The 21,249-nt window shown below is 38.2% G+C and carries 22 protein-coding genes and 1 riboswitch; of the genes, 3 read left to right on the forward strand and 19 right to left on the reverse strand.

The genetic code is table 11. The features are described from left to right. Positions 1-47: 47 nt before the first annotated feature. The 14 genes from CD039_RS04625 to CD039_RS04690 all read right to left on the reverse strand — a co-directional run bounded on the left by CD039_RS04625 (position 48) and on the right by CD039_RS04690 (position 14,192). On the reverse strand, positions 48-1,385 hold the full coding sequence (locus CD039_RS04625; protein WP_103371320.1) for a dihydrolipoamide acetyltransferase family protein: 1,338 nt from the start codon (positions 1,383-1,385) through the stop codon (positions 48-50). 12 nt (positions 1,386-1,397) lie between these two features. Continuing rightward, complete coding sequence (locus CD039_RS04630; protein ID WP_103371321.1) at positions 1,398-2,381, reverse strand: alpha-ketoacid dehydrogenase subunit beta; 984 nt, start codon at positions 2,379-2,381, stop codon at positions 1,398-1,400. Continuing rightward, entirely contained in the window at positions 2,378-3,373 is a 996-nt protein-coding gene (locus CD039_RS04635; RefSeq protein ID WP_103371322.1) for a thiamine pyrophosphate-dependent dehydrogenase E1 component subunit alpha, read from the reverse strand. The genes CD039_RS04630 and CD039_RS04635 overlap by 4 nt, the downstream gene beginning before the upstream one ends. Before the next feature lie 15 nt (positions 3,374-3,388). Further along, a complete protein-coding gene (gene lpdA / locus CD039_RS04640; RefSeq protein ID WP_103371323.1) occupies positions 3,389-4,813 on the reverse strand; it encodes a dihydrolipoyl dehydrogenase in 1,425 nt (474 codons plus the stop codon). Between the two features lie 221 nt (positions 4,814-5,034). Beyond that, on the reverse strand, positions 5,035-6,714 hold the full coding sequence (recN, locus tag CD039_RS04645) for a DNA repair protein RecN (protein ID WP_103371324.1): 1,680 nt from the start codon (positions 6,712-6,714) through the stop codon (positions 5,035-5,037). A 20-nt stretch (positions 6,715-6,734) separates the two neighbouring features. Continuing rightward, a complete protein-coding gene (gene ahrC, locus CD039_RS04650) occupies positions 6,735-7,187 on the reverse strand; it encodes a transcriptional regulator AhrC/ArgR (protein ID WP_002473170.1) in 453 nt (150 codons plus the stop codon). A 345-nt stretch (positions 7,188-7,532) separates the two neighbouring features. Further along, complete coding sequence (locus CD039_RS04655) at positions 7,533-8,411, reverse strand: polyprenyl synthetase family protein (RefSeq protein ID WP_103371325.1); 879 nt, start codon at positions 8,409-8,411, stop codon at positions 7,533-7,535. Continuing rightward, positions 8,392-8,631: an exodeoxyribonuclease VII small subunit gene (locus tag CD039_RS04660; RefSeq protein ID WP_002473176.1), complete on the reverse strand. Its 240-nt coding sequence runs from the start codon at positions 8,629-8,631 to the stop codon at positions 8,392-8,394. The genes CD039_RS04655 and CD039_RS04660 overlap by 20 nt, the downstream gene beginning before the upstream one ends. Further along, positions 8,624-9,961, reverse strand: a complete 1,338-nt coding sequence (gene xseA, locus CD039_RS04665) for an exodeoxyribonuclease VII large subunit (protein WP_103371326.1) — start codon at positions 9,959-9,961, stop codon at positions 8,624-8,626. The genes CD039_RS04660 and xseA overlap by 8 nt, the downstream gene beginning before the upstream one ends. Before the next feature lie 14 nt (positions 9,962-9,975). Continuing rightward, positions 9,976-10,368, reverse strand: coding sequence for a transcription antitermination factor NusB (nusB, locus tag CD039_RS04670; RefSeq protein WP_002473162.1), 393 nt, complete (start codon positions 10,366-10,368; stop codon positions 9,976-9,978). A 34-nt stretch (positions 10,369-10,402) separates the two neighbouring features. After that, complete coding sequence (gene accC / locus CD039_RS04675) at positions 10,403-11,767, reverse strand: acetyl-CoA carboxylase biotin carboxylase subunit (RefSeq protein WP_103371327.1); 1,365 nt, start codon at positions 11,765-11,767, stop codon at positions 10,403-10,405. 1 nt (position 11,768) lies between these two features. Further along, positions 11,769-12,242 (reverse strand): acetyl-CoA carboxylase biotin carboxyl carrier protein, encoded by a 474-nt coding sequence (accB, locus tag CD039_RS04680; RefSeq protein ID WP_103371328.1) that lies wholly within the window; start codon positions 12,240-12,242, stop codon positions 11,769-11,771. A gap of 300 nt (positions 12,243-12,542) precedes the next feature. After that, a complete protein-coding gene (gene efp, locus CD039_RS04685) occupies positions 12,543-13,106 on the reverse strand; it encodes an elongation factor P (protein ID WP_002472500.1) in 564 nt (187 codons plus the stop codon). 27 nt (positions 13,107-13,133) lie between these two features. After that, a complete protein-coding gene (locus tag CD039_RS04690; RefSeq protein ID WP_103371329.1) occupies positions 13,134-14,192 on the reverse strand; it encodes a M24 family metallopeptidase in 1,059 nt (352 codons plus the stop codon). Positions 14,193-14,300: 108 nt separating this feature from the next. On the opposite strand from CD039_RS04690, the gene CD039_RS04695 reads away from it, so the two are divergent. Both CD039_RS04695 and CD039_RS12035 read left to right on the forward strand, forming a co-directional pair. Then, positions 14,301-14,879: a hypothetical protein gene (locus CD039_RS04695; protein WP_103371330.1), complete on the forward strand. Its 579-nt coding sequence runs from the start codon at positions 14,301-14,303 to the stop codon at positions 14,877-14,879. 44 nt (positions 14,880-14,923) lie between these two features. Further along, a complete protein-coding gene (locus CD039_RS12035; protein WP_103371331.1) occupies positions 14,924-15,139 on the forward strand; it encodes an SA1362 family protein in 216 nt (71 codons plus the stop codon). Between the two features lie 59 nt (positions 15,140-15,198). On the opposite strand, the gene CD039_RS04705 is transcribed toward CD039_RS12035, so the two are convergent. Beyond that, positions 15,199-16,029, reverse strand: coding sequence for a lipoate--protein ligase family protein (locus tag CD039_RS04705; RefSeq protein WP_103371332.1), 831 nt, complete (start codon positions 16,027-16,029; stop codon positions 15,199-15,201). Between the two features lie 144 nt (positions 16,030-16,173). Here CD039_RS04705 and CD039_RS04710 point away from each other — a divergent pair, with 144 nt between their 5' ends. After that, entirely contained in the window at positions 16,174-16,560 is a 387-nt protein-coding gene (locus CD039_RS04710) for a rhodanese-like domain-containing protein (RefSeq protein ID WP_049405247.1), read from the forward strand. Positions 16,561-16,624: 64 nt separating this feature from the next. On the opposite strand, the gene gcvPB is transcribed toward CD039_RS04710, so the two are convergent. The 4 genes from gcvPB to CD039_RS04730 all read right to left on the reverse strand — a co-directional run bounded on the left by gcvPB (position 16,625) and on the right by CD039_RS04730 (position 21,201). Then, positions 16,625-18,103, reverse strand: a complete 1,479-nt coding sequence (gene gcvPB / locus CD039_RS04715) for an aminomethyl-transferring glycine dehydrogenase subunit GcvPB (protein ID WP_002472495.1) — start codon at positions 18,101-18,103, stop codon at positions 16,625-16,627. Further along, positions 18,090-19,442 (reverse strand): aminomethyl-transferring glycine dehydrogenase subunit GcvPA, encoded by a 1,353-nt coding sequence (gene gcvPA / locus CD039_RS04720; protein WP_103371333.1) that lies wholly within the window; start codon positions 19,440-19,442, stop codon positions 18,090-18,092. Before gcvPA ends, gcvPB begins: the two co-directional genes overlap by 14 nt. 16 nt (positions 19,443-19,458) lie before the next feature. Continuing rightward, complete coding sequence (gcvT, locus tag CD039_RS04725) at positions 19,459-20,550, reverse strand: glycine cleavage system aminomethyltransferase GcvT (RefSeq protein ID WP_103371334.1); 1,092 nt, start codon at positions 20,548-20,550, stop codon at positions 19,459-19,461. A 77-nt stretch (positions 20,551-20,627) separates the two neighbouring features. Continuing rightward, positions 20,628-20,731: riboswitch (glycine riboswitch) on the reverse strand. After that, complete coding sequence (locus tag CD039_RS04730; RefSeq protein WP_142384375.1) at positions 20,728-21,201, reverse strand: shikimate kinase; 474 nt, start codon at positions 21,199-21,201, stop codon at positions 20,728-20,730. (Overlaps the previous riboswitch by 4 nt.) Between the last annotated feature and the right edge of the window lie 48 nt (positions 21,202-21,249).

The raw sequence follows: 21,249 nt of genomic DNA on the forward strand, positions 1-21,249 counted from the left end.
CGTTTATTCTACTAATTTCTGTCTCTAACATCAATATACCTGTTTACTTAATAGATACTTGTATGTTCAACAGAATATTGCTCTACACGTTTCTTCACGGCTTGCATGAAACGTCCTGTAAGTAGTCCGTCAAGAATACGATGATCAATTGAAATACAAAGGTTGACCATATGACGAATCGCAATCATATCATCAATAACGACAGGTTTCTTCACAATGGATTCAACTTGTAGAATCGCTGCTTGTGGGTGATTAATGATTCCCATTGAAGATACTGAGCCAAAGGTACCAGTACTGTTAACAGTAAATGTGCCACCGCTCATATCTTCCGCCGTTAACTTCTGTTGACGCGCTTTAGTTGCGAGTTCGTTAACTTCACGTGCAATACCTTTAATAGATTTTTCATCTGCATGCTTAATTACGGGCACGTAGAGCTTGTTCTCGTCAGCCACCGCAATTGAAATGTTGATGTCTTTATGCACTACGATTTCGTCGCCTTGCCAACTGCTGTTGAGTAGTGGGTATTCTTTCAATGATTCCGCTACGGCTTTGATAAAGAAGGCGAAGTATGTGAGGTTATAACCTTCTTTCTTTTTAAAATCAGCCTTGTAGTGATTACGTGTATTGACTAATGAAGTGGCATCAGCTTCGACCATCATCCAACCATGTGGAATTTCAGTCGCACTTCTGACCATATTATTTGCAATCTGTTTACGCACGCCAGCAACTGGAATCGTTGAGTCTCCATCTTGTGACGTAATCGTTTCTTCTGAAGTTTGTGATGTTGCTTGAGCAGATTGTGGTGCTTGTGATGACGCTAAATGCACATCATTATTACCAGATTGAATCGCTTTCTCAATATCCTTTTTCGTCACACGACCTTCAAATCCAGTGCCAACAACTTGTGATAAATCGATATCGTGTTCACTAGCAAGACGAAAGACCACAGGAGAATAACGACCGTTATTCTTCGGTTGAGATGACGCTTGCGCATGTGAAGTTGTCGCCTGAGATGCAGAAGATGAAGATGTAGAAGCTTCCTCTGTTTGATTCGCTTGACTTCTAGAATAAGTGTTTGAAGCTTCACTTTGGTCTTCTTGGTCTTCCTGGTCTTCTCCACTTTCAGCTGAAGCGGAATTAGCATCTTCTTCTCCTTCGACCTCTAAATGACAAATGACTGAACCTACTGAGACCGTTTCACCTTCTTCAACATCAATCGATTGAATAGTACCCGCGTGAGTCGACGGTACTTCGGCAGTTACCTTGTCAGTGATAACCTCACAGATAGGATCGTATTCTTCAACTGTATCGCCTACTGAGACGAGCCATTGTTCAATTGTGCCCTCATGAACACTTTCACCTAATTTCGGCATCTTTAGTTCCATAGGTAATCCTCCTTAGAATTCTGCTAACTCACGCATTTTATTCTTAATCTTATCAGGGTTCATCATAAACTCATCTTCTAACGGTGGTGAGAAAGGCATAGATGGAACATCAGGACCAGCGAGACGCATAATTGGCGCGTCTAGGTCAAAGAGACAATGCTCAGCAATAATCGCTGCAACCTCTGACATTACACTGCCTTCGAGATTATCTTCAGTGATGAGCAAGATCTTACCTGTACGTTTCGCACGCTCAATAATTGTTTCTTTATCAAGTGGATAAACTGTACGTAAATCAACGACTTCGACATCGATACCTTCGTCTGCAAGTGCATCGGCTGCTTGGATACTGTAATTGACACATAAACCATATGTAAAGACAGTTAAGTCATGTCCTTCTCTCTTTACGTCAGCTTGGTATAACGGTACTGTGTAGTATTCTTCAGGTACTTCTTCTTTCAACAAGCGATACGCTTTCTTATGCTCGAAATACAATACAGGATCGTTTGATTCTATTGAAGCGAGTAATAAGCCCTTTGCATCGTACGGTGAAGATGGGATGACGATAGTTAATCCAGGCGTAGAAGCAAAGACGCTTTCAATACTTTGAGAGTGGTAAAGCGCACCATGAATACCGCCACCAAATGGTGAACGAATCGTTAAAGGTGCTTGCCAACCATTATTCGAACGATAACGCATCTTAGCAGCCTCACTAATAATTTGGTTAGAAGCCGGTAAGATATATTCAGCGAATTGAATTTCAGCAACTGGACGTTTACCCATCATCGCAGCCCCAATGGCTGTACCTACAATGTTAGATTCAGCAAGCGGAGTATCGATGACACGTTCGATGCCAAAGCGTTCTTGGAGGCCTAGAGTTACCCCGAAGACGCCGCCTTTCTTACCAACATCTTCGCCGAGTACGAAGACATCGTCATCTTTCTCCATTGCTTGATGCATCGCTTGGTGGATGGCCTCTAAATAGGATAATTTCGTCATGCTTCTATGCTCCCTTCATCGTAGACATGCGTGTAAGTTTCTTGTGCATCTGGATAAGGTGCTTGTTCTGCTTCTTTAGTTGCCTTATTCACAATATCTTTATGTTCTTGTTCTATCTCATCTAGCCATTCCTGATCAATGATTTCTTGTTCAAGTAAGTATTTTCTAAAACGAAGATTACAGTCTAAATCTTTGAGACCGTCACGAATTTCTTGAGAACGATATTTATCATCATCGTCAGAGGAGTGTGGCGTCATACGTGTACACATTGCTTCAATGAGCGTCGCACCTTCTCCATTAATCGCGCGCTCACGTGCTTCTTTCATCGCTTTATACATCGCAATCGGATCATTGCCGTCGACTTGTTCGCCATGCATACCATATCCTAAAGCACGATCAGATAACTTTTCAGCTCCATATTGCAAATTATCAGGAACTGAGATCGCGTATTTATTATTTTCGATCACACATATAAATGGTAGATTATGTACACCGGCGAAGTTCAATCCTTCATGGAAATCACCTTGGTTAGAGCTTCCTTCACCAACGGTACTCATAGCGATGTTAGGTTTTTTATCCATTTTTAAAGATAAAGCCGCACCAACAGCGTGTAGTATTTGCGTTCCCACTGGAGAACTTTGTGACAGAATGCCTAATGACTTTTGACTAAAATGAGATGGCATTTGTTTACCGCCAGAGTTGATGTCGTCCCTTTTAGCAAAGGCAGATAACATCGTATCTAACGGTGTCATACCCAAGTATGTAACGAACGCTAAATCACGGTAATATGGTGAAGAGATGTCACCTTCTTCCATGGCATAGGCCATCCCTATTTGTGTAGCTTCCTGACCTTGACAACTAATCACGAATGGAATCTTTCCAGAACGATTGAGCAACCACATGCGCTCGTCTATCTTACGTCCGAGATCCATCCATTTATACATCGTTTTCAAATCATCTTCATTGAGACCGACACTTCGATAGTCAATCATCTTATTTCCTCCTTCTTAAACGTGAATTGATCGTCCTTCAATCTTCAATCCTAGTTCCATAAGCACTTCGGATAACGATGGATGGGCATGGGTAGTTAAGCCTAATTCCAAAGCAGAACCGTTCATAAATTGAAGTAGTGAGACTTCGTTTATCAATTCCGTAACGTGAGGCCCAATCATTGCTAGACCTAATATATCATTAGTTGCATTATCGATAACAACTTCACAGAAACCTTTATCTTTGTCTGGCGTATCAATTACGGCCTTACCAATTGCAGCGAATGGAACTTTCTGCACAGTAGTTTCATAACCTTGTTCTTTCGCTTGTTCTTCGTTCAAACCGATCGATGCGACTTCTGGAATGGTATATATACAACGCGGCATTTGATTGTAATCCACTGCTATTGGCCCAGCATCAAACATGTGATCTATAGCAGTAATACCTTCTTTAGAGCCTACATGGGCGAGTTGTAATTGTCCTATACAATCACCTGCAGCATAGATATGACGCTCATCCGTTTGTTGGTAGCCGTTAGTTTGGATATGATGCTGTTGATTCGTTTGCACTTTCGTATTATTGAGGCCGATATCATCTGTGTTGGGAACACGGCCGATAGCGACAAGGCATTTGTCAAAGTTTTGCTCAGTATTCTCAAGTTGAATCGTAACGCCATCTTGTTGTTCGGTGGAAACCGTTTCTTCACTTAAAGCTGTGTTTTCGTAGAAAGTCACGCCTTTTTGAGTCAGCGAACGACGTAATGTTTGCGCTACGCTCTTACTTTCATTAGGTAAAATGCGTGGCCCAGCTTCAATGACAGTGACATTCACACCTAAGTCATTCAATAAAGAAGCAAATTCTAAACCGATGACCCCGCCACCAATAATAGCCATTGAATGTGGCAACGTTTCGAGTTGTAATACATCGTCGCTTGATAAGATAGTTTCATGGTTGAAAGGTAGGAATGGCAATTCTGCTGGACGTGAACCAGTCGCAATGAGCACATGTTGGTTTGGAATGAGCGTAGACTCCCCATCTTCAAATTCAACTGCAATCGTACCGCATTGTGGTGAGAAGATAGATGGCCCGAGAATGCGGCCTGTGCCATTGTATACATCGATATGATTATGTTTCATCAAATGCTGAACACCTTGATACATCTGATCAACGATAGCTTGTTTACGTTTCATCATGTCAGCAATATCGAAATCAAAACATGCAACGTTAACACCGAATTCAGAAGCTTGCGCTACTGTTTGTACGACTTCAGCAGACTTTAATAATGCCTTGGTAGGTATACACCCTTGATGTAGGCATGTGCCGCCAAGGAGTGATCGTTCTACAATGGCAACTTTCTTACCTAATTGTGACGCGCGAATAGCTGCGACATAGCCCGCAGTTCCGCCGCCTAGTATGACGAGATCATATTGTTCTTCAGCCATAATCTTACTCCAATCTATACTGGTTTAAACATGTGAGTTATTATTGTAAGTTAAAATGTTTGCTTTTGAGCTATTCCACAGTACATTTTACCTTAAAGCATCATAATAGAAAATCATAATCACTCATAATTGTGATTAGTTATTAAGACAACGCTAAGCAACTGTGAAATAAGTTAGCCTTTATTGTGGTTCTAACCTATTTCACAGTTGATCTTAATCGATTATGCGCGTTGATTCTGCTCAATCATTTCTTTCGCATTCTGACGCGTTAGTTCAGTAACGTTAGCCCCGGAAATCATACGTGCAATTTCGTCTATTCGAGCATCTCCAGTAAGTTCTTCGACATGTGTCGTTGTACGTTCATCATCTGTCGTACCTTTCGTAATGAGCAGATGGTGGTCGCTCATCGTTGCTACTTGAGGTAGATGTGAAATACAAATAACTTGAATATGCTCAGCTAAATCTCTCATCTTCTCAGCCATCTTCTGAGCAGCTTGACCTGAGACGCCTGAATCTACTTCGTCAAAGAGGATTGCTGTTTGTCCTCTGGATTTCACAAAGATTGTCTTCAGTGCCAGCATGATACGAGAAAGCTCACCACCAGAAGCGATTTTATTTAAGCTTTTAAGCGGTTCGCCTCGGTTAGGACTAATCAGGAATTCTACAAATTCAATACCTTCGCGATTCGGTTGTTCGAGCGGTTTAAAGGAAATCTCTAAATTCGCATCTTTCATTTGTAGATTCTGTATTTCATCGACGATGTGTTCTCTTAACGTTTGTGCTACTTTGCGACGCGCTTTAGAAAGTTTCTGTCCAATATCAAGAACTTGATGATATAAACTTGAGATTTCTTCTCTCAATTGAGAGGTGCTTTCTTCATAATTTTCAATTTTGTTAATTTCATTCTCAATTTTTGCTTGATACTTGATCAACTCAGACACGTCTTTACCATACTTACGTTTCAAATTGTTAAGTAAGTTCATCCGTGATTCTAATTCGTTTAAATATTGTTCATCAAACTCTGTATTTGTCAGTTCGTCATAGAGTTGATGCTTTGCATCTTCCAATGTGTAGTAGAATTGATCCACTTCTTCTTTAAGCGTTTGGTATTGATCAGGCAATATTTCATTCACACGTTCGAGTTGATTGCTTAATTCATATAGTCGATCTGGAATCGCATGCTCATCCGTTAAAGTAAGATGCGCATTATTCAACGCAATATTGAGATTCTCAGAGTTCTTAATTCGGTTAATATCTGTCTCTAGCTCGTCGACTTCTCCTTCGCGAAGATGCGCTTCTTTCAGTTCATCATTTTGAAACTTTAATAAATCGAGCCGTTGAAGTAAAGCCTGATCCGCTGATTCTAATTCGGATAGTTCTTTCTTCTTAGCCATATAGTTATCATATGTTGTCGTATAGTCTTCTAATAACTCAGCGTATTGCCCTTCTGCATAATTGTCTAATAGTTGAAGATGATATTTTTGTTTTAGCAGTGTTTGTGTTTCATGTTGACCATGAATATCCAGTAATTCTTGCATGACACGTCGTAAATCTGCGAGTGTTACAACTTGATTGTTGATACGACAAATACTTTTACCTGAACTGAAAATCTCACGTTTAACTAATAAGAAATCCTCGTCTACATCGATAGACATATCTTCGAGAATGGATATCGCATCTTTACTTTCGTCTATATCGAATATGCCTTCGATAATGGCTTTCTTCTCACCATGGCGCACGTAATCAGAAGATGCACGCATTCCTATAAGTTGGCCGATTGCATCAATGATGATTGATTTACCCGCACCTGTTTCACCACTAAGTACAGTTAAGCCATCTGAGAGATGAATTTCTAGCGTATCAATAATTGCAAACTGTTTAATAGATAAGGTTTGTAACATTAAAGTTCACTTCCTTATGCTTATAGTAAGTTAAAGATTCTTGTCTTGATTGTCTCACTCGCGTCTTTGTTACGGCAAATAATTAAGCACGTATCGTCACCACAAATCGTTCCGAGTACTTCTTCCCAGTCAATTTGATCGAGAATAGCACCTATGGATTGTGCGTTACCTGGCAAAGTCTTTAAGACGAGGAGATTCTCTGTTCCATCAATGTTGACGAAAGAATCCATTAAGTAACGACCGAGTTTCTCGAGAGGATGATATTTACGATCATTCGGTAAGCTATAAACGTATTGCCCTGCTGGTGTTGGTACTTTGATGAGTTGTAGTTCTTTAATGTCTCGGGATACTGTTGCTTGAGTAACATTCAAATCATACTCGTTTAAACGTTTAACGAGTTCATCTTGTGTTTCAATCTTCTCATTAGAGATAATTTCACGTATCTTGATATGACGGACTGACTTTTTCGCCATGTATAACACCTCTATCAACGAATATTTATACAATGATTTTAACACATTACCTCACATTCCACTACTATATCTATCAGTGATTAAAGTTGTGATATGAGTGGACTACAGTATAATAAATATTAATTATTGTTGTTAATGCGTGTGCGCTTTGTAAGTATATTCATGTATATAAATTAATAGTTAAGATTTCTGTTATTCATTTATTACTTTTTTGAGTAAAAGGCTATCAGATGCATGAAAGAATTGAGCTGTCGATTATACTTGATTTAGAACTCAATAAAAGAAGTTCCATGAGAGCTAAACTGCCCCCAAATGGAACTTAGTTCTATCAACGTCAATTTCATATTAATGATCACGTTGTATAAAAAGTTGAATAATTTCGTTTAAGTGTGACGTATCGTATTGAGGTTGAAGTATTTCCAAATTGCGATATGCACTATCAGCCTCATATTGTAATTTTTCTTCTGCGCCTTCTTTTCCTAAAAGAGAGACGTAAGTACTTTTATGATTCGTCACATCGCTACCAACAGCTTTACCGAGTTTATCTTGATCTCCATAGACATCTAACAAATCATCTTTAATTTGAAACATTAATCCGAGATGTTCGCTGTAAGCTTCTAATGCTTGGGCTATTTCTGTCGTAGGCTGAGCGATATCAACAGCAGCCATAACCGCGAATTTAAGTAAAGCACCTGTCTTAGCACGATGAATTTGTTGCAAGGTCTCTAAATCAATATCTGCATTCTCACTTTGCATGTCGAGTACTTGACCACCTACCATACCTCGATGACCGCTCGCCTGAGATAGACGTGCAAGGAGTTGAACCTTCGTCTCTGGAGCAAGCTTTGAATCAGTAGAGATGATTTCAAATGCCTTAGTGAGTAATGCATCGCCTGCAAGAATCGCTTTCCACTCACCATAAACTTTGTGGTTTGTGAGCTTTCCACGACGATAATCATCGTTATCCATTGCCGGTAAATCGTCATGAATAAGAGAGTAAGTATGAATCATCTCTAGTGCTAAAGCAGTCTCTACACCTTGATATACATCTTCGTTTAACGTATGTAGTGTAAGAAGAACTAATAACGGGCGTAAACGTTTACCTCCAGCATCGAGAGAATAACGCATGCTTTCTTCTAAATTAGTATTCAATGGCGTATCGTTCACTGCTTTTTGAAGACGCGTATTAATAAGGTTAATATATTCAGTCATTTGTTGATTCATTGTTATTATCACCTTCATTATTCGACGCTTCGTCTTTTACAAGTTCATTAACTTTCTCTTCAGCGTTCTTCAAAGTTTCGTTACATGAAGCAGATAATTTCATGCCACGTTGATATAAATCAAGAGACTCTTCAAGCGATACTGTCTCATTATCTAACTTATTGACAATACTTTCTAATTCCTTCATCATTTCTTCAAAACTTTGCTTTTCTTCACTCATCATTTTTACCCACTTTCTCTACAGAAGCTTTAATATTTCCATCTTTCATAGATAAATTCAACTGATCACCTTTACTAACTTGATCTACACTCGTTACGACTTGCTCGTCTTTACTAATGATAGAATAACCTCGTAACATGACGTTAGTTGGACTTAAGTTATTGAGTAATTCTACTTTATTCTTGAGTTGCGTTTCGTGATTAGCTAACTTTTGTCGTAAACGTTGAACAATTACTTGTTGATAGCGCGCCGCATGACTTTTATATTGCTTTATATCATTTAGTAGATAACGCAAATTAAACTTTTGTGAAACCAAACGTAAATCCTGTCTCGCTTGCGTCAACTTCATTTTTAAATTTAGATTTAATTGCTTCTCTAACTCATCACGACGTTGAATTTGTTGATCGTAAAGTAATGATGGCGTCTTAAATTTATAATAAGATGCTAAATAATCTAAGCGTTTACGTTGTTGTTTAATGATTTGTTGTATCTGTCGAGTCATAGATAATTGTACTTGTTTGAGTTGTTGCATCAGTTCAAACTGATCGGGCGTAGCAAGTACAGCAGCATGTGTAGGTGTAGCAGCACGAACATCCGCGACTAAATCGCTTATCGTATAGTCCGATTCATGACCTACTGCTGAAATAATCGGCGTTTGACAGTTATAAATCGCGCGTGCCACCTCTTCTTCATTAAAGTTCCATAAATCTTCAATAGAACCTCCGCCACGTCCGAGAATAATTACATCTACACCGAGTTGATCGGCTTGTTCAATCTTAGCAACGATATCATCTTTCGCTTGTTTACCTTGTACTAAAGTACTGATATACTCTTGTTTCACTAACGGATAGCGGCTATTTAAAGTCGAATAGATATCTCGAATTGCTGCACCTGTGCTTGCAGTTAGTATAGCTATGCTTGATGGAAATTGAGGTATAGGCTTTTTATTAATATCATCAAATAAGCCTTCTTTACGCAACTTATCTTTTAGCTCAGCTAGTCTTTGATACAGAATACCGATGCCATCTAGCTGCATTTTATTGACGTAAAGTTGATAATTTCCTCTCTTCTCGAATACAGATACCCGTGCTTCAATCAGTACTTCGTCACCTTCTTTAGGTGTAAAGCTCAATTTAGATGCATTACCTCTGAACATCGTTGCATTTATCACACTATTATCATCTTTGACATTGAAGTAGAGATGGCCACTCGTATGCTTTTTAAAATTAGATAATTCACCTTTAATGAGGATGGTTTGTAGATGTGGATCCTGATCAAACTTGTACTTAATATATTTCGTTAAAGCAGAAACGCTGAGATAATCTGTCATACCGCCACCACGCTTTATTTAATATTACTTAAGACCCCGTTAATAAATTTATGATGATTGTCATCACTAAATTGTTTAGTCAATTCAACAGCTTCGTTAATTACGACTTTTTCAGGCGTATCACCATTCATAAGCTCAAATGTAGCCATGCGTAGAATAATACGATCTGTTTTAAGTAAACGATCGAGCGTCCAGTCTTGTAAATAAGGTGCAATTTTCTCGTCCAAGACACTCTCATGATCTTTCACCCCTGTAACGAGCCAGTTGATAAAATCTAAATCAATATCATCTTCGTCTTTATCATCTTTAATGAAATTCACAGCTTCTGCTATTGATAAGTCATTATTTTTCACTTCTAATTGAAATAGAGTTTGAAAAGCTTGTGTTCTAGATTCTCTACGACTCATGATAAACTCCTTCAAATTATATTTTTATATCTACTTATGAATGCTCAGTGTCATCATCCATAATATTGTATTTCTCTAAGAATTTCGTGTTAAATTCTCCACTTCTAAAGATCTCATTCGATAAGAGATTCATATGGAAAGGAATCGTAGTGTCGATTCCTAATACAAGATATTCGCTTAACGCGCGTAAACCAGACATGATTGCATCATCTCTCGTCGGTTGATGCACGATTAATTTACCGACCATTGAATCGTAATATGGTGGAATTGTGTAATTGGTATAACATGCTGATTCTACACGCACACCGAATCCTCCTGGAGCAAGATATTGTGTAATCTTTCCTGGAGAAGGCATGAAGTTCTTGTAAGGGTTCTCTGCATTGATACGGAATTCCATAGCATGTCCATTAATAGTGACATCTTCTTGCTTAAATGGAATTTCCTCACCCATTGCTACTTTCAATTGTAGCTTCACTAAATCAACACCTGTAATCATTTCTGTAACTGGGTGTTCAACTTGAATACGTGTGTTCATTTCCATAAAGTAGAAATCATCCGTATCTAAATCATAGATAAACTCGATAGTTCCTGCATTCTCATAATTAACTGCCTGTGCTGCACGAATAGCTGCATTACCCATCTCAACCCGTTTCTCTTCACTGAGAATCGGGGATGGTGCTTCTTCAACGAGCTTCTGCATACGGCGTTGAATCGTACAATCCCTTTCACCGAGATGGACGATGTTACCATGTTTGTCACCCATAATTTGAATTTCAATATGTCTGAAATTCTCGATGAACTTCTCTAAATACAAACCACCATTACCAAATGCAGTTTCAGCTTCTTGTTGTGTCATCTTAAAGCCGTTTTCGAGTTCCTTTTCATTACGAGCTACGCGGATACCTTTACCGCCACCGCCTGCAGTCGCTTTGATAATCACTGGGTAGCCAATTTCTTTAACTAAGTCTTTCGCGTCATCAATAGATTCAACTAGACCTTCACTTCCTGGAACAACAGGAACATTGGCGCGTTTCATTTCTTCTTTAGCAACGTCTTTGATGCCCATCTTCTGAATGGATTCATAACTTGGTCCAATGAATTGAAGTTGGCACGCTTCACATAGCTCCGCGAAATCTCCATTTTCAGCTAAAAAGCCGTAACCCGGGTGAACACCGTCACAACCTGTAGAGGTAGCGATGGATAATATATTAGGAATGTTAAGGTAGGAATCTTTAGATTGCGTAGGTCCGACACAATATGCTTCGTCTGCAATTTGAGTATGTAAAGCATCTTTGTCGCCTTCTGAGTAAATAGCAACCGTCTGTAATCCTAGCTCTTGACATGCACGAATAATGCGTACCGCAATTTCCCCGCGGTTAGCAATTAATATCTTCTTCATCTTACTTCACCTTGAATAACGGCTGGCCATACTCTACCATTTGGCCGTCCTCGACTAAGATTTCTGTGATTTCTCCAGAGATTTCTGCTTGAATTTCGTTGAATAATTTCATCGCTTCTAGGATACAAACTGTTGTATCATTAGAGACTTTGTCTCCTACTTGCACGTATGGGTTCTCTTCTGGTGATGGTGATTTGTAGAAAGTACCTACCATTGGTGCTGTAATTGTTTGTGCATCGTCATCTGCTTGAGCAGACGCTTCACCTTCTTGGCTGGCTGGTGCTGCTTGCGCTGGTGCTTCTGATGGCGCAGCATATTGTTGTACTGGTTGTTGTGAACTAATTTGAGGAGTGATAATTTCAGTTTCTTTTTCTTTCTTTAAATTAACAACATTTGTTTTATCTTCTATATTAATCTCAGTTAAACTTGATTGATCAAGTATATCGATAAGTTCTTTTATTTCTTTAAAATTCATATTACTGACTCCTTCAGTTTGGTTTCATCTATCTATTCTATTTTACTTGAGTGGAATATTCAATTCAAGTCTATGTATACGTCTGTGCTTTTATTCAAATGAAATAGAATTTGTATAAAAATAGTTTGGGATGGTTCGTGATGGATGGTAGGTCTACATCAGCAAGTATTATACAGACCTGCGACTTCGCAAAAATATAAGGCCCAGACACACGAAAAAGTGTGCTTGGACCTGTAAATATATGAGTTATGTTGCGCATGCTAAAGAATAAGTATACCTTAAACTCTAGGAAACTAAGCATCATGTGTTCGCACGTGATGCATAACTACCATCGCTAGTGTTGATGACTAGTACGTCGCCTTCGTTAACGAATAACGGCACGTTTAAAGTGTAACCTGTTTCAACAGTGGCAGATTTAGTAGCACCCGTAGCAGTATCCCCTTTGATACCTGGTTCAGTTTCAGTTACTTCTAATTCAACTGTCTTCGGAAGTTCGATTCCGATAATTTCGCCTTCGTAACTTTGAATTTGAACGTCCATATTTGCTTTTAAGAATTTCAATTCTTCTTGTAAGTAATCACCAGGAAGTTCTACTTGTTCAAATGTCTCATTATCCATGAAGACATGAGTGTCGCCATCCGCATATAAGTATTGCATACGGCGATTCTCAATCATCGCTTGTTCTACTTTTTCACCAGCTCTAAATGTCTTCTCTTGAATCGCACCTGTTCTAAGGTTACGTAATTTAGAGCGTACAAAGGCAGAACCTTTACCTGGTTTCACGTGTTGGAAATCGACAACTTTCCAAATTCCATTGTCTACAGAAATAGTTAATCCTGTCTTAAAATCATTAACCGAAATCATTCAGTTTCCTCCTCATTAACGCTTTCATTATAAAATAATAAGGTCTTTCGATGATTTAGTAAAGCGTTCACAACCATTTTCAGTAATCAAGATATCATCCTCAATGCGAACGCCACCTAAACCTTCGAGATAAATACCAGGCTCTATTGTAACACATTGATTCACTTTAAGCGTGCTATCACTGCGACGTGAAAGCGCAGGCCCTTCATGAACATCTAAACCTATACCATGGCCAAGAGAATGACCGAAATAGTCACCGTAGCCTTTCTCGCTAATGTAGTCTCGTGCTACTGCGTCGAGCTCACTCGCTTTCATACCTGGTTTGGCAGCTTCGATCGCTTTAAGGTTCGCATCGAGCACAATTTGATGAATCTCTTTAAGTTTATCATCAGGTTCTCCCACAGCAAATGTACGTGTTATATCTGAAGCATAACCCTTGTAGTATGCGCCGTAATCTAAAGTGATTAAGTCACCTTCTTCAATGACTTTATCGCTTGCAACACCGTGTGGCATAGCACCACGATAGCCTGATGCTACAATCGTATCGAATGATGTGTCTTCAGCTCCAAGTTCAAGCATCTTACTTTCAAGTTTCGCTTTAACGTCATGTTCAGTCATGCCAGCTTTCGTAACAGTAAGAATATAATCATATGCTTCATCGACAATCTCTGCAGCTTTTTGAATAATTTGAATTTCATCTTCAGTTTTAACTTCACGAATTTCTTCGATCGCACCTGAAACACTAATCAAACTGATGGGTGCCTTACTGAGTTGTAAATACGTATCATATGAAACAAGATTACCTTCAAAGCCTACATTTTCTACATTTAAATCTTGTAAATGTGATTTGATTGCATCAAGTAACTTTCCATCTTGATTAATTACTTTAAATGCGGTAGCTTGTTGTGAAGCTTGATCCATATATCTAAAGTCAGTGAGCAAGATCTTCTTCTCTGGCGTGATAATCAATGCACCACTTGTACCTGTGAATTGAGATAAATAACGACGATTGAAATCTGAAAGTACAACGAGCGCATCTAAGTGTTTGTCGATCAATAATTGGTTCACTTGTTCTAGTCTATCCATGATCATTCCCCCGTCCTTTAAGTTTGTACTTTTCCTGCTTATACCTTAAAATGATAGCATAATTAGGTTTAGAATGAATAGTTATTGATTTTTTATAGGAGCAAAATAATGAAGAAGAAATTAATTGCGGTACTATGTGCTTCCTCTTTATTAGTAGGCTGTGGAAGCCAAAATTTAACTCAACTTGAAAAGAAAACCACTGATTTACGTGATAAAAATCATAAAATGAAGTTAGAAATTCAAGAATTGCAACAGTCGAAGTCGCAACATGAAGAAAAGATTAAAGCGTTACAGAAAGATAAGAGCAATATGAGACAAGCGAAGTCGAACCATAAAAAAGTGTCTAACTACAAGACTTCGTCGCAATATTATAAAGATGTTACTGACGTGTTGAACGATTATCACAATCAGAAAGAAGATATTGAGGCAAATAAACATAGCTCGAAAGTAGAATCGAAAATCAATGGTATGGTCGAAGATTTAGATCAAGCACGTGACCACTATACAGAGAATTTAGATAAAGATGACATGTCTTCTGACGATAAGAAAAAGGATAAATCAATTTCTAAATTACATAAGGATTTAACTAAAGCTTTTAATGATATACAAGATGGCTATAGTAAAAAAGATAAAAAGAAAATCTCTAGTGGCCAAAAGAAACTATCGCAAATTAAGTTAGATCAATAATAATCAGCTAAATTAGTTTTTAAGTATTATAGGAGTGTTCATTTTTGAGGAATGTATTGTTTTACATTGTCATTATCATCGCTGCTTTTGGATTAATCATGAATTTTGATGTTTTCTTCTATAGCATCATTCGCTCATTGATTACCCTTGCAATTATTGGTGTAATTATTTATTTAATTTATTACTTCTTCTTCCTTACCGAGGATCAACGCAAGTATAAGCGCGCGCAACGTAAGTATAAACGACGTAATAAACGTTAAATATAAGTTAGTTAAAACCTTCTGAAGTCATTTGCTAACTTCAGAAGGTTTTTTATTTCTTATTTGCGATACATCCAGTCGTCGGATTTATATTTTTCAGCAATTTCTTGGACTTCTTGTTCTTGAGCTTCAGTCAGTTGCAATGGTTTAAAGTCGATGTTCAAGCCCTTTTTAAAACCAGTGGCGAAAGCATCTTCCATTTGTTCTAAAGTGATGTGCTCATCAGAAATGTCATTCATTGCTACGGCTTTATCAAGGAATGCTTTTTTCATTTTATCTTTCAAACGACTATTCTTAAATTTGAACATGTCGAATAAATCATCGATATCTACATCTTGCAAGAGTGAACCATGTTGAAGAATTACGCCTTTCTGACGTACTTGCGCACTCCCTGCGATCTTACGTCCTTCAACTACAAGCTCATACCAACTTGGTGCGTCGAAACATACTGCACTACGAGGTTGGCGCAATTTAGCACGCTCTTCCTCTGAACGTGGGACAGAAAAGTGAGCATCAAAGCCGAGGCTTCTAAAACCTTCGAGTAACCCTTGAGAAATGACTTTGTAGGCTTCAGTCACTGTACGCGGCATCTCGGGATGATCTTCAGGTACGATGACAGCATATGTCAGTTCCTTGTCATGCAACACGCCTCTTCCCCCAGTTGGACGTCTGACAAGACCATATCCCTTCTCTTTAACTTTATCGATATCGATTTCTTTCTCTAAACGTTGAAAATAACCTACAGATAATGTGGGAGGGTCCCAAGTGTAGAAGCGAATCACTGGATCGATTTCTCCACGAGACACAAAGTTTAACAACGCTTCATCCATTGCCATATTGTAGTATGGATCACGACTACCTGTATTGATGAAATTCCAAGTTTCTACCACAATTAAAACCCCTAACCAATATAATTAGCATGACTCTAATTGATTTAAAGTATGCCCGACAACGTTAAAATGCAATAAAAATTTTGATAAATTGCATTCACAGTCTTATAATATATAATAGCGATTTATGAGGGAGGATGCAAGATGAGTAACTTTGTATACATTGCGTTAATCATCATCGTCATCATCATTTTATACATGGTTATACAAATGATTTGGAACAAACGTGCTGTAACTGAATTAGATCAGAATGAGTTCCATAAAGGTTTGCGTAAAGCACAAGTTATCGATGTGCGTGAGAAAGTAGACTATGATTATGGACATATTAACGGTGCACGTAATATCCCAATTACGATGTTTAAACAAAGATTCCAAGGTTTGAGAAAGGATCAGCCTATTTACTTAGCTGATGCCAATGGCGTTGCTGCTTATCGTGCCGCGAGAATCTTGAAGAAGAACGGCTATAAAGATATTTATATGCTTAAAGGCGGCTATAAAAAGTGGACAGGCAAGATCAAATCTAAAAAATAATGTATAGAAAAAAGCAATCCTAAAGAGGATTGCTTTTTTTGTGCCTGAAATACTGCTTTCAGATCTATTCTTTTTCAGCGTGTAAACCATCAAATTTCAATACTGGTTTACGTGCAGCTTTTGTTTCATCTAAGCGATCAATGATTGTATGATGTGGTGCTTCAAGTACTTTATCTGGATCATTTTTCGCTTCTTCTGAAATTTGGATGAGCGCGTCACAGAAGTAATCTAATGTTTCTTTAGATTCAGTTTCTGTAGGCTCAATCATCATACCTTCATCCACATTGAGTGGGAAGTAAATTGTAGGTGGATGTACGCCGAAATCTAACAAGCGTTTTGCCATGTCGAGTGTACGTACACCGTGTTCTTTTTGTTTAGAACCACTGAGAACAAATTCGTGTTTACAGTATTGTTCGAATGGAATATCAAATTCATCTTTAAGACGTGCTTTAATATAGTTGGCGTTAAGCACAGCAGCTTCTGAAACTTCTTGTAAACCTTTGTTACCCATTGTGCGGATATAAGTGTACGCTCTTAGGTAAATACCAAAGTTACCGTAGAACGGTTTAACTCGACCAATTGAATTTTCAATTTCGTTTTCATAACGGTAATGATCTCCGTCTTTAACTACAAGTGGTTTTGGTAGATAGCTTGCTAATTCTTTAACAACACCCACTGGGCCTGAACCAGGTCCGCCACCACCGTGAGGGCCTGTAAATGTCTTATGCAAGTTCAAGTGTACGGCATCAAAGCCCATGTCTCCTGGGCGTACTTTATCCATAATTGCGTTGAGGTTTGCACCATCATAGTAAAGTAAGCCGCCTGCTTCGTGGACAATTTCACGGATTTCCATGATATTTTTCTCGAAGATACCTAACGTATTAGGGTTAGTCAACATGATAGCAGCTGTATTCTCGTTAACTACACGTTTTAAGTCTTCGATGTCTACTTCACCGCGTTCATTAGACTTAACAGTAACCGCTTTGAATCCAGCGAATGCTGCAGAAGCTGGATTTGTACCGTGAGCTGAGTCAGGAACGATAACTTCGTTTCTGTGACCTTGACCATTTTTTTGATGGTAAGCTTTAAAGATCATCAACGCTGTCCATTCACCATGCGCACCAGCTGCTGGTTGAAGTGTAACTTCGTCCATACCTGTGATTTCTTTAAGCTCTTCTTGTAGGCTGTGAATGATTTCAAGTGAACCTTGGACTTGTGATTCGTCTTGTAGTGGATGCGCCTCAGCAAAACCACCTAAACGCGCTACTTTTTCATTAATTTTAGGATTGTATTTCATCGTACAAGAGCCAAGTGGATAGAAACCTGAGTCTACGCCGAAGTTTTTATTGGATAACTCTGTATAATGACGTACAAGGTCTAATTCGGCTACTTCAGGAAGTTCCGCTTTCTCTTTACGGATAAATTTCTCATCAAAAACGTCATTAACTGATTGAGATTCAACCTCTTTCTGAGGTAAAGAATATGCATAACGTCCTTCTCTAGAACGTTCAAAGATTAGAGGGCTAGATTTACTTACTACCATTTAACTCACCTGCTTTCTTCACGAATGAATCGATTTCATCTTTAGTACGTAATTCAGTCACGGCAACGAGCATATGATTAGTGAAGTCTGAGCTTGCTTCGCCTAAATCGAAACCGCCGATGAATCCTTCATCAACTAATGCTTTATTAATTTCAGAAATAGGTTGATCAAATTTAACTACAAATTCGTTGTAGCTTGGAGCTTCTGAAACTTCAAAGCCTGCTTCTTTAAATTGATTTTTAGCGTAATTAGCATTTTCGAAGTTTCTTAGCGCAATATCATACATACCTTGTTTACCTAATGCAGACATGCAGATGGATGAAGCAAGTGCATTTAGTGCTTGGTTAGAACAGATATTAGAAGTCGCTTTATCACGACGGATATGTTGTTCGCGGGCTTGTAAAGTTAATACGAAACCACGGTTACCGTCTTCGTCTTCGGTTTGACCTACTAAGCGACCAGGTGTTTTACGCATTAATTTTTTAGTTGTTGCGAAGTAACCACAGTGTGGTCCACCGAATTGAGCTGGAATACCGAATGGTTGTGTGTCCCCTACAACGATATCAGCGCCGAAGCTACCTGGAGGTGTAAGTAATCCTAGAGCTAATGGGTTAGCGTAAACGATGAATAATGCTTTCTTATCTTCAATGAATGAATGGATTTTTTCTAAATCTTCAACTGAACCGTAGAAGTTTGGATATTGAACAGCAACTGCTGCTGTATTGTCATCAACTGCTGCTTCAAGTTTATCGAGGTCAGTGATTGTGCCATCTAAGTCTACTTCTTCAATTTCAAACTCGTCTCTTACTTTAACGTAAGTATTGAGTACTTGAAGTGCTTGGTAATGTAAACCTTTAGATACAACAATCTTATTCTTCTTAGTTTGGTTAAAAGCAAGGATACAAGCTTCTGCAAAGCTCGTCATACCATCATACATAGATGAGTTAGCAATATCCATATCTGTGAGTTCACAGATTAATGTTTGGAATTCAAAAATAGCTTGTAATTCACCTTGAGAAATTTCAGGTTGATATGGAGTATAAGCAGTATAGAATTCAGATCTTGAAATCATAGCATCTACTACTGCTGGAGCATAATGATCATACACGCCTGCTCCTAGGAATGAAGCGTGCGTTTCTTTAGTAGTATTTTTATTAGAAATACGAGTTAAACGTTTCATTAAGCTTGTTTCTGGTTCGGCATCTGGAATGTTTAATTCTCTGCCAAGTAAGACTTCTTTAGGTACATCTCCATATAAATCTTGGATGGAGTCAGCACCAATAGTATCTAACATTTCTTTACGATCTTTCTCAGTTAATGGAATATAACGATGACTCAAGATTTACACCCTTTCATTATTTGCTAATTTGATTTTTCTTAACGATTTTAGCATCAACTTGACGTTTACGAACTTGAATGACAATTTCTTTGCCCATTTCGAATTCGTCACGGTCAATGATAGCTAAACCAATAGCTTTACCAGATAATGGTGATTGCGTTCCTGAAGTCACTTCACCAATTTCTTTACCATCTTTATTCATTACAGTATATCCAGTTCTTGGAATACCTTTACCAATCATTTCGATACCTACTGTACGACGTTTAGAACCATTTTCTTTTTGGTCTTTAAGTACTGATTTACCGATGAAATCAGCATCGATAAGTGGTTTAGCTGCAAATGCAATGCCACCTTCATATGGTGTAATAGATTCTGTTAAGTCTTGACCATGAAGTGGTAGTCCAGCTTCTAATCTAAGAGTGTCACGTGCACCTAAGCCACATGGTTCAACATCATATTCTAAGAAGCCATTCCAGATATCTAAGGCATCTTCAGATTTACAATAAATTTCGAATCCATCTTCACCTGTATAACCAGATTGAGAAAGAATCACATTTTTACCGAAAATCGTAACATCCATTTTGAATTCAAATGGTTTCATTTCTGACACGTCAATGTCTACTAAGTCTTGAACAAGATCTCTTGCTTTAGGACCTTGAATAGCAAGTTGACCGTATTGATCAGAAACGTTTGAAACTTCAGCATCAAATTGATCAGAGTGTGATTTCATCCATTCAAAGTCTTTGTCTGTGTTAGCTGCGTTAACGACAAGTAAATACTCATTGTCACCGATTTGATAAGTGATTAAGTCGTCGATAACACCGCCTTCTTCGTTACAAAGAGCAGTATATTGAGCTTTACCAATTTCTAATTTATCAGTGTCATTTGATAATAAATATTGAACTAATTGTGAAGCTTCAGGTCCTTTGATGAGTACTTCACCCATGTGACTGACATCAAATAACCCTTTATTTGTACGTACAGCATTGTGCTCCTCTTTAATGCTAGAGAACTGAACAGGCATCGCCCATCCACCAAATTCGACAATCTTAGCACCACTATCGACAAACGCTTGATAAAGTGGTGTCTTCTTAAGTTCATTAGACATCTTGAAGCCCCCTATTAAATATTTTAAAAATAAAGACAGGATAGCCTAAGCTATCCTGTCAGAATCTTTCAGGAATGCGTCACAGTGTCATCCTTTTGCCTGAGAGATTCGTATATACTTGCACCTTCGGCGATGATTATATTCAACAAAGAATACAATCATTCTCTCTAACACTGATCAATCGCAAGATAACTCATTAAAGATTTCATCATGCAAATCTTTAAGAGATTGATTACTATTCACTTTGATGAATGCGATTTCATTATATCTTGAATATCTGTCTGAATACAAGTTTTTTAAGTCATAAAGTGACTTATTATTAGCGTTAGGCCGATTTGGATCGTTACGAATTCTGTCATATACAATTTTTAAATCACAATCTAACCACACGATACTAGATTGCTTTTGAAGAATCTTTATAGATTGGGCACCTTCTATAATGCCGCCACCAGTCGCAATGACATCAAATTGTAGTATGCATTCTTGTAAATAGTGCGCTTCTAAACATCTAAAGTGTTGCTCTCCATGTTTTTTAAAAATAGCAGGAATAGACATTTGTTCTTGTTCAACGATATAGTGATCTAAATCTACATATGATAATTGATAAGTAGAAGCGATGTATTCACCTAACGTCGTCTTACCTACTCCCATAAATCCTATTAATATTAGAGGAAATCTAATGTTTTTTGGCAATGTGAT

The sequence above is a fragment of the Staphylococcus argensis genome, assembly GCF_002902305.1.
Classification (GTDB): Bacteria; Bacillota; Bacilli; order Staphylococcales; family Staphylococcaceae; genus Staphylococcus; species Staphylococcus argensis.

Excerpts from the sequence above, each read along its gene's own strand:
- CD039_RS04625 (WP_103371320.1), bottom strand. The coding sequence starts at position 1,385 with ATGGAACTAAAGATGCCGAAATTAGGTGAAAGTGTTCATGAGGGCACA.
- CD039_RS04630 (WP_103371321.1), bottom strand. The coding sequence starts at position 2,381 with ATGACGAAATTATCCTATTTAGAGGCCATCCACCAAGCGATGCATCAA.
- CD039_RS04635 (WP_103371322.1), bottom strand. The coding sequence starts at position 3,373 with ATGATTGACTATCGAAGTGTCGGTCTCAATGAAGATGATTTGAAAACG.
- lpdA (WP_103371323.1), bottom strand. The coding sequence starts at position 4,813 with ATGGCTGAAGAACAATATGATCTCGTCATACTAGGCGGCGGAACTGCG.
- recN (WP_103371324.1), bottom strand. The coding sequence starts at position 6,714 with ATGTTACAAACCTTATCTATTAAACAGTTTGCAATTATTGATACGCTA.
- ahrC (WP_002473170.1), bottom strand. The coding sequence starts at position 7,187 with ATGGCGAAAAAGTCAGTCCGTCATATCAAGATACGTGAAATTATCTCT.
- CD039_RS04655 (WP_103371325.1), bottom strand. The coding sequence starts at position 8,411 with ATGAATCAACAAATGACTGAATATATTAACCTTATTAATACGCGTCTT.
- CD039_RS04660 (WP_002473176.1), bottom strand. The coding sequence starts at position 8,631 with ATGAGTGAAGAAAAGCAAAGTTTTGAAGAAATGATGAAGGAATTAGAA.
- xseA (WP_103371326.1), bottom strand. The coding sequence starts at position 9,961 with ATGACAGATTATCTCAGCGTTTCTGCTTTAACGAAATATATTAAGTAC.
- nusB (WP_002473162.1), bottom strand. The coding sequence starts at position 10,368 with ATGAGTCGTAGAGAATCTAGAACACAAGCTTTTCAAACTCTATTTCAA.
- accC (WP_103371327.1), bottom strand. The coding sequence starts at position 11,767 with ATGAAGAAGATATTAATTGCTAACCGCGGGGAAATTGCGGTACGCATT.
- accB (WP_103371328.1), bottom strand. The coding sequence starts at position 12,242 with ATGAATTTTAAAGAAATAAAAGAACTTATCGATATACTTGATCAATCA.
- efp (WP_002472500.1), bottom strand. The coding sequence starts at position 13,106 with ATGATTTCGGTTAATGATTTTAAGACAGGATTAACTATTTCTGTAGAC.
- CD039_RS04690 (WP_103371329.1), bottom strand. The coding sequence starts at position 14,192 with ATGGATAGACTAGAACAAGTGAACCAATTATTGATCGACAAACACTTA.
- CD039_RS04695 (WP_103371330.1), top strand. The coding sequence starts at position 14,301 with ATGAAGAAGAAATTAATTGCGGTACTATGTGCTTCCTCTTTATTAGTA.
- CD039_RS04710 (WP_049405247.1), top strand. The coding sequence starts at position 16,174 with ATGAGTAACTTTGTATACATTGCGTTAATCATCATCGTCATCATCATT.
- gcvPB (WP_002472495.1), bottom strand. The coding sequence starts at position 18,103 with ATGGTAGTAAGTAAATCTAGCCCTCTAATCTTTGAACGTTCTAGAGAA.
- gcvT (WP_103371334.1), bottom strand. The coding sequence starts at position 20,550 with ATGTCTAATGAACTTAAGAAGACACCACTTTATCAAGCGTTTGTCGAT.
- CD039_RS04730 (WP_142384375.1), bottom strand. The coding sequence starts at position 21,201 with ATGGGAGTAGGTAAGACGACGTTAGGTGAATACATCGCTTCTACTTAT.